The organism is Dechloromonas hankyongensis (genome assembly GCF_022012295.1).
Classification (GTDB): Bacteria; Pseudomonadota; Gammaproteobacteria; order Burkholderiales; family Rhodocyclaceae; genus Azonexus; species Azonexus hankyongensis.
Window position 1 is genome coordinate 1,305,406 of the sequence record NZ_JAKLTN010000002.1, and the last position, 12,494, is coordinate 1,317,899.

Below are 12,494 nucleotides of genomic sequence, written 5' to 3' on the forward strand. Positions count from 1 at the left end.
TCACACCCCATCCCATGAGGAAACCATGAGCGAGCACATCCATTACGTCACCGACGACACCTTTGAAGCCGAAGTGCTGCAATCGCAGCAGCCGGTTCTCGTCGACTACTGGGCAGAATGGTGCGGCCCCTGCAAGATGATCGCTCCCATCCTCGACGAAGTCGCCAACGAATACGCTGGCAAGCTCAAGGTAGCCAAGGTCAACATCGACGACAACCAGGCGACCCCGGCCAAGTACGGCATCCGCGGCATCCCGACCTTGATGATCTTCAAGAACGGCAATATCGAAGCCACCAAGGTTGGCGCACTGTCCAAGTCGCAACTCGCGGCCTTTATTGACAGCAACCTGTAATCTCCGTAGTCTCCCGACCTGAAGGTGCGCCCTGCACCTTCAGGCAGACGCGACAGGCAAGCTGTCCGGCGTCATTCCCCTCCCCCAAGCTTCTGTAATTTGCGCCCTGGCCTCCGGGCACTCGCCCGTTCTTTAACCGGCGCCACATTCCCACATGCAACTTTCCGAACTCAAGACATTACACGTCAGCAAACTGCTGGATATGGCCACCGACCTTGGCATCGAAAATGCCAACCGGATGCGCAAACAGGAGCTGATCTACGCCATCCTCAAGGCAAAGGCCAAGAACGGCGACACCATCTACGGCGACGGCACGCTGGAAGTCCTGCCTGACGGCTACGGCTTCCTCCGCTCGGCCGACACCTCCTATCTGGCCAACCCGGACGACATCTACGTCTCCCCGTCGCAGGTCCGCCGCTTCAACCTGCGCACCGGCGACACGGTCGAGGGTGAAATCCGCACGCCGAAGGACGGCGAACGCTACGTCGCGCTGACCAAGCTCGAGCGCATCAACGGCTTCTCTCCCGAAGCCAACAAGAACAAGATCATGTTCGAGAACCTGACGCCGCTGCACCCGACGCGTCACCTCAAGCTCGAACGTGAGATCAAGTCTGACGAAAACATCACCAGCCGGGTCATCGACATGATCGCTCCGATCGGCTGCGGCCAGCGCGGCCTCTTGGTCGCCCCGCCGAAGACTGGCAAGACCGTGATGCTGCAGAATATCGCCCACGCCATCACCGCCAACCATCCGGAAGTCGTGCTCATCGTGCTGCTGATTGACGAGCGCCCGGAAGAAGTCACCGAAATGACCCGTACCGTCAAGGGCGAGGTCGTCGCCTCGACCTTCGACGAACCGGCCACCCGCCACGTCGCGGTCGCGGAGATGGTCATCGAGAAAGCCAAGCGCCTGGTCGAGCACAAGAAGGATGTAGTCATCCTGCTCGACTCAATCACCCGCCTCGCCCGCGCCTACAACACCGTACAGCCTGCCTCCGGCAAGGTGCTGACCGGCGGCGTCGACGCCAACGCCCTGCAGAAGCCGAAGCGCTTCTTCGGCGCTGCGCGCAACATCGAGGAAGGCGGTTCGCTGACCATCCTCGCCACCGCGCTGATCGATACCGGCTCGCGCATGGACGAAGTGATCTACGAAGAATTCAAGGGCACCGGCAACTCGGAAATCCATCTCGACCGCCGCATGGCCGAAAAGCGCATGTACCCGGCGGTCAACGTCAACCGCTCCGGCACCCGCCGCGAAGAGCTGCTGCTCAAGCCGGACGTCCTGCAGAAGATGTGGGTGCTGCGCAAGCTGTGCTACCCGATGGACGACCTCGAAGCGATGGAATTCCTGCTCGACAAGGTCAAATCGACCAAGGGCAATGCGGAGTTCTTTGACGCCATGCGTCGCGGCTGAGAACTCAAACCGTCGCTCCCAATCAAAGGCATTGCAAGCCCGCGTGTTTTAGAGGATAATCGCGGGCTTCCCAGATCGGCCACATCCGCCGGTCGCTCGCTTAAAGGATAAAAGATGAAAGCCGATACCCACCCGAATTACAAAGAAGTCGCCGTGACCTGCTCTTGCGGCCACACCTTCACGACCAAGTCGACCATGGCCAAGGATGCCTTCCACGTTGAAGTCTGCTCCCTGTGCCACCCGTTCTACACCGGCAAGCAGAAGATCGTCGATACCGCCGGCCGCGTCGAGAAGTTCAACCAGAAGTTCGGCGCCATGCGCGGCAAGGCTGCAGCCTGATCGGCTTGATTTTCGCCGCCTCGAAAGGCAGCCTGTGGGCTGCCTTTTTCATTTCCGGAATACATGCCTGATTTCCTCGCCCTGATCCGTCGCGGCATCCGCCTGCCCCCGTCAGGCTGGATGCTGGCCGGCATGCTGGCCTTCTATGTGCTGGCCGGCCTGTTCGGCCGCGACCCGTGGAAGGGCGAGGACGCCATCCATATCGGCACCGCCTGGCACATGCTGCACTATGGCGACTGGCTGTCGCCCGACCTGGCTGGCCGGCCCTTCCACGAACCGCCGCTTTACTACTGGAGCGCCGCGCTGACCGGCAAGGCCTTCGGCTGGTTCCTGCCGCTGCACGAAGCGATGCGTATCGCCAGCGGCATCTGGGTCACCCTGGCTTTGATGGGGCTCTACTACGCCAGCCGCGAGCTCTACGGCGAGGAATGGGCGGCGGCCAGCCCGATGCTGCTCGCCGGCTGCGCCGGCCTGCTCTTCCATGCCCACGATGCACAGCCCATGCTCATTGCGCTGGCGGCCTATGGCGGCGGCCTCGGCGCCCTCGCCGCCATCGGCCGCAAACCGCGGCTCACCGGTATCTTTTACGGCCTCGCCCTCGCCGCCTGCCTACTCGGCACCGGCATAGCCCCCACCCTGCCGCTGCTCGCCATCGCGCCGGTTGCGTGGTGGCTGTCGCCTGATCGCCCGAAAGCCCTGCACACCCTGCTCATCGGCCTGGCCATCGCAAGCGTGCTGATCATGCCTTGGCCGTTGCTCCTGCTCAACCTGGAACCGGCCCGTTTCCATGCCTGGCTAGCCACCGAACTGGCGCCCTTCACCACCCCGTTTTCGTTTACCGGCCTCGGGCGCTTCATCGGCATGGTGCCCTGGTTCGCCTTTCCGGCCATGCCGCTGGCGGCGTGGACGCTGTGGATACGGCGCAAGGAACTGCAGGTGCCCAACCTGTTGCTGCCGCTAGCCTTTTTTACCATCACGCTACTCCTGCTGGCGTGGGCATTCCGGCCGCGCGAAATTCCCTCCCTGCTCCTGCTGCCGCCGCTCGCCCTGCTCGCCACGCCCGGCGCCTTGGCCTTACGGCGCGGTGCGGCCAGCGCCTTCGACTGGTTCGCGATGTCCACCTTCAGCCTGTTCGCGGTGGTCGTCTGGGTCGGCTGGTCGGCCATGGCGCTGGGCTGGCCGAGCAAGCTTGCCGAACGGGCAGTCATCCTGCGCCCCGGCTTCGTCGGCCAGGTTCACTGGTTCGCCTTGGTCATCGGCCTGACCGCCACCGTCTGGTGGCTATGGCTGATCGTCACCGCCCCGCGTTCGCCCTACCGCAGCCTGACGCACTGGACACTGGGTTTCACCACGCTGTGGCTGCTGGCAACCAGCCTGATCCTGCCTTGGTTCGACTATGGCAAGACCTATCGCCCGGTAGCCCAGGCCATAGCCAGGGCGCTACCCGACAATCACGGCTGCCTGGCCGAGCGCGGCCTGAGCGATACACAACTGGCGTCGATGGCTTATTTCGTCGAGATCGAACCGGTCGCCGAGGACTCGAAGGCAGGCAAGGCCTGCGACTGGCTGCTGGTGGTCGGCGATACGCGCCGCGAACTGGCGGCACCGAGTGGCCAGTGGACCAAGATATGGGAGGGCAACCGCCCGGGCGACCGTAAGGAAAAATTCCGCCTGTACCGCCGCTGAGAGCTGCGCCCGCCGCCTGGCGAGCACAGCCCGGCTGAAACGCTCAGCCCTTCAGGAAATGCTCCCGGTAGTACTTGAGTTCGTCGATGGACTCGTAGATATCGGCCAGCGCCGTGTGCTTGCTTTTTTTCTTGAAACCCTTGTACACCTCCGGCTGCCAGCGCTTGCACAGTTCCTTCAAGGTGCTGACGTCGAGGTTGCGGTAGTGGAAGAAGGCTTCCAGGGTCGGCATGTAGCGGGCCATGAAGCGGCGGTCCTGGCCGATGGAGTTGCCGCACATCGGCGAATGGTTGGCCAGCGAATATTTCTTCAGGAATTCCAGCGCCGCCGCTTCGACCTCAGCCTCATTCATCGTCGATGCCTTGACCTTGTCGATCAGGCCGGAACGGCCGTGGGTTTTCTGATTCCACTCATCCATGGCGGCCAGCGTTGCGTCGGATTGATGCACCACCCAGGACGGCGACTCGGCAACCATTTCGAGATCCGAATTAGTAACCACCATGGCCATCTCAATAATGCGATCGCCATCCGGATTCAAACCCGTCATTTCCATGTCCAGCCAGACGAGGTTGTTTGCATTGCCTGCCATATAATTGCCCGATTCCTTTAAAACCCCGATTTTCGCACAGCTTCGCCGACCTTCGTGACCCAAAACTTCACCCTGACTTTCCTCGCCTTCCTGGCGCTGACCCTGACCATACGCCTGTGGCTGAAGCTGCGCCACATCCGCTTTGTCGCCGCCCATCGCGAGACGCTGCCGCGCGAATTTGCCGAACGGATCACGCTGCCGACGCACCAGAAGGCGGCCGACTACACGGTCGATCGTAGCAAGGCGGCGGTGGTCGGGATCTTTGTCGATGCCGGCCTGCTGCTGGTGCTGACGCTGGGTGGCGGCCTGGCCGCGCTGCACGGTTTCTGGTCGCCGCGCCTCGAAGGCCTGCCCTACGGCCTGGCCATGATTTTCAGCGTGATGTTCATTTCCGGCGTGGTGGACCTGCCGCTTTCGCTGTACAACCAATTCGTCGTCGAGGCCCGCCACGGCTTCAACCGGATGACCCTGGGCCTGTTCTTCGCCGACCTCGTCAAGCAGACGCTGCTCGGTGCCCTGATCGGCGCCCCGGTCATCCTCGCCGTGCTGTGGCTGATGGGCGCCATGGGTGAAGCCTGGTGGCTGTACGTCTGGCTGTTCTGGTCGGCCTTCAACCTGCTGCTGATGTTCGTGTACCCGACGTGGATCGCGCCGTTGTTCAACAAGTTCTCGCCGCTCGAGGAAGGCGAGATGAAAACGCGGGTTGAAGCCTTGCTCACCCGCTGCGGTTTCCGCTCCTCCGGTCTGTTCGTGATGGACGGCTCGAAGCGCTCCAGCCACGGCAACGCCTATTTCACCGGCTTCGGCAACAACAAGCGCATCGTCTTCTTCGACACCCTTCTCACGCGTCTCGATCCGCCCGAAGTCGAGGCCGTACTCGCCCACGAACTCGGCCATTTCCGCAAGAAACATGTACTGAAGCGGATGATCATGATGTTCGCCGGCTCGCTCGCTTTCCTGTGGCTGCTCGGCCAGCTTATCGATGCGCCGTGGTTCTATGCCGGCCTCGGCGTCGACACCCAGAACACCGCGCTAGCTCTGATCCTGTTCTTCCTGGCCATGCCGGTCTTCACTTTCCCGGTGACGCCGCTGATGAGCTGGCTGTCGCGCCGCAACGAATTCGAGGCCGATGCCTATGCCGCCGAACACGCCGCCGCCAGCGACCTCATCCAGGCTCTGGTCAAGCTGTACCGGGACAACGCCTCGACCCTGACCCCCGACCCGCTCCACTCGCTGTTCTACGATTCCCACCCGCCCGCCGCGCAGCGTATCGCGCACCTGCAACTGCAGCCGGGCAAAGCCTGATGGAGGGCCGGGTCATCGCCGCGCACGGCCGGCAATATGTCGTCGAACTGGCCGACGGCAGCTTGCTGCCCTGCTTCCCGCGCGGCAAGAAAAGCGAGATCGCCTGCGGTGACCGCGTGGACCTCAAGCGCACCTCCGATGATCAAGGCGTGGTCGAGGCGATCCAGCCGCGGAGCAGTCTGCTCTATCGCTCCAATGAAATCCGCCAGAAACTGATTGCCGCCAACGTCGACCAGATCGTCATCGTCGTCGCCACCGAGCCCGCCTTTTCCGACGAACTGATCGCCCGCGCCCTGCTCGCCGCCGAAAGCGAGGATATCGCGCCGCTGATCGTACTCAACAAGTGCGACCTGGCCGACAAGCTGCCGGCGGCGCGCGAGCGTCTGGCCATCCTGGCGGCGCTCGGCTACCCGATTCTCGAACTGTCGGCCCGCGACCATGCCGAAGACCTGCGCCCCCATCTGGCCGGCAAGACCAGCGTGCTGGTCGGCCAGTCGGGGATGGGCAAATCGACGCTGGTCAATGCGCTGATCCCGGCCGCCAATGCGGCGACGCGCGAAATCTCGCAGGCCCTCGATTCGGGCAAACACACGACGACGCACGCCACGCTCTACCATCTGGACGACAGCAGCGACCTGATCGATTCCCCCGGCCTACAGGAATTCGGCCTCGGCCATCTCGACCGCCAGGAAATCGAAGTCGCCTTCCGCGAATTCCGCGACCACCTCGGCCAATGCCGCTTCCGCGACTGCCGGCATGACCGCGAGCCGGGCTGCTCCCTGGTCGCCGCCGTGGCGAGCGGCCAAATCGACCCTAACCGCTTCGCCATCTATCACCGCATCGTCGGAACACGCCGCGTGGCCTGATGGTCCGCGCTCCGGGCGTCGGAAAAATACAAAGATGGCAATATTTGTCAGGGACGGAGATAATTCCTACAAAATCGCCACTTTCGGGCGATCTATATCTAGCCTATGGACGCCCGCCAACCGACTATCCTGATCGTCGACGATACGCCGGAGAACCTCAGTGTTCTCGGTGAGTTGTTGCAACCCAGTTTCCGCGTCCGTGCCGCCAACTCCGGGCGACGCGCCTTGCAGATCGCGATGGCGGACCCGACGCCCGACATCATCCTGCTCGATGTCATGATGCCGGACATGGACGGCTATGCCGTTCTGGCCGAACTGAAAGCCACGGAAGCGACGCGCCGGATTCCCGTCATCTTCGTCACCGCCATGGACGGTACGGCCGACGAGGAACGCGGACTGGAACTGGGTGCGGTCGACTACATCACCAAGCCGATCCGCCCGACCATCGTCCTCGCCCGGGTGCGCACCCAACTCGAGCTCAAGGCGGCCCGCGACCTGCTCAGCGACCAGAACGCCTTCCTGGAAAGCGAGGTCACTCGCCGGATGCACGAGAACCAGGTGATCCAGGAAGTCAGCATCCATGCCCTCGCCCGCCTGGCCGAAACCCGGGACCCGGAAACCGGCAAGCACCTGCGCCGCACCCAGGAATACATGCTGACCCTGGCCAACCGTCTGCGCCAGCACCCGCGCTTTGCCGACTATCTCGACCAGCGCACCATCAATGCTCTGGTCCAGTCGGCGCCGCTGCACGACATCGGCAAGGTCGGCATCCCCGACAACATCCTGCTCAAGCCCGGCAAACTGACGCCGGACGAGTGGGAGATCATGAAGACGCACGCCGAACTGGGCAGTAACGCCATCGCCCTGGCCGAGGCCGACGCCGAAACACCGGTCGACTTCCTGGCCGTGGCCAAGCTGATTGCCCGCTCGCATCACGAGAAATGGGACGGCAGCGGATATCCCGACGCCCTGGTCGGCGACGCCATTCCCATCGCCGCCCGCCTGATGGCGCTGGCCGACGTGTTCGACGCCCTGACCTGCAAGCGGGTGTATAAGCCGGCCTTCTCGTTCGACGACGCCTATCGCATCATCGTCGAGGGTAGCGGTGCCCATTTCGATCCGGATGTCGTCGCCGCCTTCGTGGCCGACTACGACAAATTCATCGCCATCGCACAAGCGTACGCCGAATAGGGCGCCGGCCGCCCTCCCGGGATGCCGATAAACCAGCCGACACCGTCATGCACACCATCCCGCCCCTGACCCTCGCCAACATCATGACCTGCGAGGTGCGCAGCCTGCCGCCCGAAGCCAGCCTGCAGACGGCATCGCAGACGATGGCCGACGAGCACATTTCCAGCCTGCTGGTGGTCGCCGACGGCAAGCCGCTGGGCATCCTGACCGAAACCAACATCGTCCGCTCGCTGCACTCCCGCCTGGCCCTCGACATGCCGGTCGCCGCCATCATGTCGCAGCCACTGATCACGGCCCCCGGCGACCTGGACCTGCTCAGTGCCCGCGGCCTGATCGAGGCCAAGGGCATCCGCCATCTGGTCGTCACCGACGGCGGCGGCAACATGATCGGCATCGTCAGCGAAACCGATTTCCGCCTGCACCTGGGCAACGCCGCATTCAGCCATCTGCGCACCCTGGAAGACGTGATGGATCGCAAGATCCCGCATCTACCGCCGGAGGCCCGCCTCGACCAAGCCATCGCCGGCATGGTCGATGACGGTGCCGACTACCTGATCGTCTGCGTCGGCGAAAAACCGGTCGGCATCCTGACCGAGCGCGACATCCCCCGCCTGCTCGTCCGCTTCGGCACGCCGCACGACGTCACACTGGGCGAGGCGATGACCCAGCCGCTGCGCAGCGTACACGTCAGCGCCTCGGTCAATAGCGTGCTGGAGGCGATGACCCGTTTCCACCTGCGCCACATGGTGGTGACCGACGACGCAGGACGCTTCGTCGGCGTCATCAGCCAGCGCCGGCTGTTCGAGCAACTGGCCGTCGAGCGGCTGGAAAATGCGCTGCAGCACGTCCAGCTGGAGCGCGACCACCAGCGCCTGGAAGCCCACCTGCAATTGGCTCTCGACGGGCGCGGCGCGGGCAGTTGGGAATACCAGCACGATACCGACCAGCAGATACTCAGTGACGGGGTTCTGGAAATCCTCGGCTGCACACCGGAAACCGCCCCCCGTTCGCTGCAGGCCTGGCTCGACCTGATCCATCCGGATGACCGCCATGGCGTGGCCGATGCCATCGGCAGCGCGGCGCAAGACCAGAACGAGTCGCAGCCCATCGAATACCGCATCCGTCACACCGCCGGGGCCTGGCGCTGGATCGAGGATCGCCGCTGCATCACCGAACGTCACGCCGACGGCAGTCCGCGCGTCACGGCCGGTGTCATCCACGACATCACCATGCGGGAGAACGACCGGCGGCAGATCAATCGCCAGAACCGGGCCCTGCGCATGATGAGCGGCGTGGCCCAGACCATCGTTCGCCACCACGACCGGCCGGACATGCTGGCCGATGTCTGCAACATCATCGTGGACGCCGGCGGCTACGCCCTGGCCTGGATCGGCGAAGCGCTGCACGACGAACACCGGCAGATCGCCCCGGTCGCCCATTCCGGCACCGACCCGGACTGCCTGGCCTACCTCGATATCACCTGGGCCGATGACGCCAACGGCCAAGGACCGGCCGCTTGCGCCATCCGCACCGGCCAGGCCCGTATCGCCCGCGATAGCGATGCCGATCCGCAGTTGAGCCATTGGCGCGACATTGCCGCGGCGGGCGGCTTCAGTGCCTCCATTGGCCTGCCACTAAGCGTCGAAGGCCGCATTTACGGTAGCCTGAACATCAATGCGGCCGGTTCCGGCGCTTTCGACGACGAGGAGGTCGCCCTGCTCTGCCACTTGGCCGGCGAAATCGAACTCGGCATTGGCATGCTGCGCTCACGCCAGACGCTGGCACACAGCGAGGCGATGCTGCTCCAGGCCCAGCGCCTGGCGCGCATCGGCCACTTCACTTTCGAGGCCGACACCGACACCCTCAACTGCTCGCCCACGCACAACGAAATCCTCGGCGTAGCACCGGCCGAGGTGCTCGACACCCAACGCTGGCTCGCCCTGATCCATCCGGACGACCGGGAGAACGTGGCCGAATACTCGCGCGACCATGTCTTCCGCAAGCGCCAGCCTTTCGATTTCGAATATCGCGTCGTCCGCCGCCACGATGGCGAAGAACGCTGGATCCACACCGTCGGGCAACTGGCGATAGCCGCCAACGGGCGGGTCAAGCGCCTGTTCGGCACCAGCCAGGACGTCACCGAACGTAAGCAGTTCGAGCAGCGCTTGAGCCAGAACGAGGCCGCGTTGAAGGAAGCCCAGGCCATCGCCCATCTCGGCAGCTGGACGCTGGACATCACCAACGACCGGCTGACCTGGAGCGACGAGGTGTACCGCATCTTCGGCCACAGCGACGAAACGCCGCTGCAGCTGGCCGACTTTATCGGGCGCATCCATCCGGAAGACCAGGAGCGCGTCGTCGCCGACTGGACGGCGGCCCTGCGTGGCCGAGATTACGACAGCGAGCACCGCATTGTGATCGGCGAGCGGGTGCGCTGGGTCCGCGAGCGGGCCAACATCCGCTTCGACGAGACCGGACAGGCGGTCTTCGCGGTCGGTACCGTGCAGGACATCACCGAGCGCCACGAAGCCGAGGACCAACTCCGCAAGCTGTCGCTGGCCATCGAGCAGAGTCCGCACAGTATCGTGATTACCAATACCGTGCCCGAGATCGAATACATCAACGATGCCTTCGTCCGCAACACCGGCTATCGCTCCGAGGAAGTGGTCGGACGCAACCCCAGCCTGCTCGGCTCCGGCCTGACCCAGCCCGCCGTCTATCGGGATCTGTGGCAGACGCTGGCCAATGGCAAAGTGTGGCACGGCGAGTTCATCAACCGGCACAAGAATGGCGCGCTGTTCGAGGAAAAGGCGATCATTTCACCGGTACGCCAGCCGGACGGCCGGGTGACCCATTACCTCGGCATCCAGGAAGACATCACCGAGAAGAAGCGCATCCAGACCGAGCTGGAAAACTACCGCCAGCATCTGGAAAAGCTGGTGGACGAACGGACCGAGCAACTGATCCGGGCCAAGGACGAGGCGGAATCGGCCAGCCGGGCGAAAAGCACCTTCTTGGCCAACATGAGCCACGAAATCCGCACCCCGATGAACGCCATCATCGGCCTGACCCACCTCGCCCAGCGCAGCACCACCGATACCGAGCAATTCAAGCGTCTGAGCAAGGTCACCGATGCCGCGCATCACCTGCTGGCCATCATCAACGACATCCTCGACATTTCGAAGATCGAGGCCGACAAGCTGATCCTCGAGCACACCGACTTTTCGCTCGACAAGGTCTGTTCCATCGCCTGCGAATTGGTCACCCCCCGCGCCGAGGCCAAGCACCTGCCCATCCGCTGCGAATTCGATCCGGCCATGCCGCACACGGTGCGCGGCGATCCGATGCGCATCCAGCAGATCCTGCTCAATTTCCTGTCCAACGCCATCAAATTCACCGAAGGCGGCGAAATCATCCTGCGCACCCGCATGCTCGGCCAGAGCGATGGCAGCGTCACCATCTACTGCGAGGTCAGCGACACCGGCATCGGCATCGCGGCCGACAACCTGTCCCGCCTGTTCCAGCCCTTCGAGCAGGGCGACACCTCGACCACCCGCCGTTATGGCGGCACCGGACTCGGGCTGGCCATCAGCCAGCGCCTGGCAGCCGCCATGCACGGCGAAGTCGGCGTCAAGAGTACCGCCGGCTCGGGCAGCACCTTCTGGTTCACCGCCCGCTTGGCGGCAGGCGGCGTCGAACAGCAGCCGGGTAACGGCCAGCTGCCGGCCGCCCACCACCGCCGCGGCGCCCACGTCCTGCTGGCCGAAGACAACGCCATCAATGCCGAAGTGGCCTGCGACCTGCTTGAGGGCGCCGGTCTGAAGGTCGATCTCGCCCAGGACGGCGCCCAGGCTCTCGATATGGCGCGCCGCCAGCATTACGACCTGGTCCTGATGGACATGCAGATGCCGGTCATGGACGGCCTGCGAGCGACCCGGGAAATCCGCCGGCTCCCTGGGTGGGAGAAAATTCCCATCCTGGCCATGACGGCCAATGCTTTCGACGAGGACCGCGAGGTCTGCATGGCGGCCGGCATGAACGATCACCTGGCCAAACCGGTCGCCCCCCATGTCCTCCACGCCACGCTCGCCCGCTGGCTACCCATCCAAAAACCGGTCACCTTGCCCGGCACTCCGCCACCGACCGTGGCGCTGCTCGCCAACATCGAGGGCCTGGACAGCCGTTTCGGCCTGCAGGCCGTACGTGGCAAAGTCGACACCTACCTCCGCCTGCTCGCCAAATTCGCCGAAACCCATGGCGCCGATTTCACCAACCTGCGCCGCACCCTGGCCGAAGGCAACCGCGACGAAGCGCGGCGCATCGCGCATTCGCTGAAGGGCGTCTCGGCCACGCTCGGCGCGGTGCTCATCAACCAGGCGTCGGTCGCCCTCGAACAGGCCATCCGCGACGAACTCGACACCCCCGCCCTGCTGCCGCTGATCGATGCGGCCGAAGACAGCTACCAGGCCCTGCACGAACAATTGGCTACGCTGGGTACGGCCGCCGCCCCACCCACGCCGGTGGCCGACGCGCCCGCCGCCACGGCCCTGCTGGAAAACATCCGGCGCGACCTGCAGCAAGGCGAAATGAGCGTTCAGGAATTGATCCGCCAGCAGGCCGGTACGCTCAAACAGGTTTTCGGCCTGCGCTATCCGCAATTTGAGAACCTGGTGTCGTCCTTCGATTTCGAAGGGGCGCTCGATTTCCTCGACCGCCATGCGCCCGGCGGAAATCCGGGTTGAGATCAGGCTT

At 64.1% G+C, this 12,494-nt stretch carries 9 protein-coding genes; 8 read left to right on the plus strand and 1 reads right to left on the minus strand.

Translation table 11 applies throughout. The annotated features are described in order from the left end of the window. Positions 1-25 precede the first annotated feature (25 nt). From trxA to LZ012_RS14805, 4 genes are all read left to right on the plus strand, one after another. Positions 26-352, plus strand: a complete 327-nt coding sequence (gene trxA, locus LZ012_RS14790) for a thioredoxin TrxA (protein ID WP_117608276.1) — start codon at positions 26-28, stop codon at positions 350-352. Positions 353-506: 154 nt separating this feature from the next. Continuing rightward, on the plus strand, positions 507-1,766 hold the full coding sequence (rho, locus tag LZ012_RS14795) for a transcription termination factor Rho (RefSeq protein ID WP_275711593.1): 1,260 nt from the start codon (positions 507-509) through the stop codon (positions 1,764-1,766). A gap of 114 nt (positions 1,767-1,880) precedes the next feature. Further along, entirely contained in the window at positions 1,881-2,105 is a 225-nt protein-coding gene (gene rpmE / locus LZ012_RS14800; RefSeq protein WP_275711594.1) for a 50S ribosomal protein L31, read from the plus strand. 63 nt (positions 2,106-2,168) lie between these two features. Beyond that, positions 2,169-3,791, plus strand: coding sequence for an ArnT family glycosyltransferase (locus LZ012_RS14805; RefSeq protein WP_275711595.1), 1,623 nt, complete (start codon positions 2,169-2,171; stop codon positions 3,789-3,791). Positions 3,792-3,834: 43 nt separating this feature from the next. Here the strand turns inward: LZ012_RS14805 and orn are convergent, their stop codons facing one another. Then, positions 3,835-4,380 (minus strand): oligoribonuclease, encoded by a 546-nt coding sequence (orn, locus tag LZ012_RS14810; protein WP_275711596.1) that lies wholly within the window; start codon positions 4,378-4,380, stop codon positions 3,835-3,837. Positions 4,381-4,434: 54 nt separating this feature from the next. Here orn and LZ012_RS14815 point away from each other — a divergent pair, with 54 nt between their 5' ends. The 4 genes from LZ012_RS14815 (at position 4,435) to LZ012_RS14830 (ending at position 12,484) form a co-directional block, all read left to right on the plus strand. Further along, positions 4,435-5,685, plus strand: coding sequence for a M48 family metallopeptidase (locus LZ012_RS14815; RefSeq protein WP_275711597.1), 1,251 nt, complete (start codon positions 4,435-4,437; stop codon positions 5,683-5,685). Continuing rightward, positions 5,685-6,551 (plus strand): ribosome small subunit-dependent GTPase A, encoded by an 867-nt coding sequence (gene rsgA, locus LZ012_RS14820; RefSeq protein WP_275711598.1) that lies wholly within the window; start codon positions 5,685-5,687, stop codon positions 6,549-6,551. Before LZ012_RS14815 ends, rsgA begins: the two co-directional genes overlap by 1 nt. A 105-nt stretch (positions 6,552-6,656) precedes the next feature. Next, on the plus strand, positions 6,657-7,742 hold the full coding sequence (locus tag LZ012_RS14825) for a response regulator (protein ID WP_275711599.1): 1,086 nt from the start codon (positions 6,657-6,659) through the stop codon (positions 7,740-7,742). Between the two features lie 47 nt (positions 7,743-7,789). Continuing rightward, complete coding sequence (locus tag LZ012_RS14830) at positions 7,790-12,484, plus strand: PAS domain-containing protein (protein WP_275711600.1); 4,695 nt, start codon at positions 7,790-7,792, stop codon at positions 12,482-12,484. Positions 12,485-12,494 lie beyond the last annotated feature (10 nt).

What these genes read in the sequence shown, in the direction of transcription:
- trxA (WP_117608276.1), top strand. Translation starts at nt 26, where the DNA reads ATGAGCGAGCACATCCATTACGTCACCGACGACACCTTTGAAGCCGAA.
- rho (WP_275711593.1), top strand. Translation starts at nt 507, where the DNA reads ATGCAACTTTCCGAACTCAAGACATTACACGTCAGCAAACTGCTGGAT.
- rpmE (WP_275711594.1), top strand. Translation starts at nt 1,881, where the DNA reads ATGAAAGCCGATACCCACCCGAATTACAAAGAAGTCGCCGTGACCTGC.
- LZ012_RS14805 (WP_275711595.1), top strand. Translation starts at nt 2,169, where the DNA reads ATGCCTGATTTCCTCGCCCTGATCCGTCGCGGCATCCGCCTGCCCCCG.
- orn (WP_275711596.1), bottom strand. Translation starts at nt 4,380, where the DNA reads ATGGCAGGCAATGCAAACAACCTCGTCTGGCTGGACATGGAAATGACG.
- rsgA (WP_275711598.1), top strand. Translation starts at nt 5,685, where the DNA reads ATGGAGGGCCGGGTCATCGCCGCGCACGGCCGGCAATATGTCGTCGAA.
- LZ012_RS14825 (WP_275711599.1), top strand. Translation starts at nt 6,657, where the DNA reads ATGGACGCCCGCCAACCGACTATCCTGATCGTCGACGATACGCCGGAG.
- LZ012_RS14830 (WP_275711600.1), top strand. Translation starts at nt 7,790, where the DNA reads ATGCACACCATCCCGCCCCTGACCCTCGCCAACATCATGACCTGCGAG.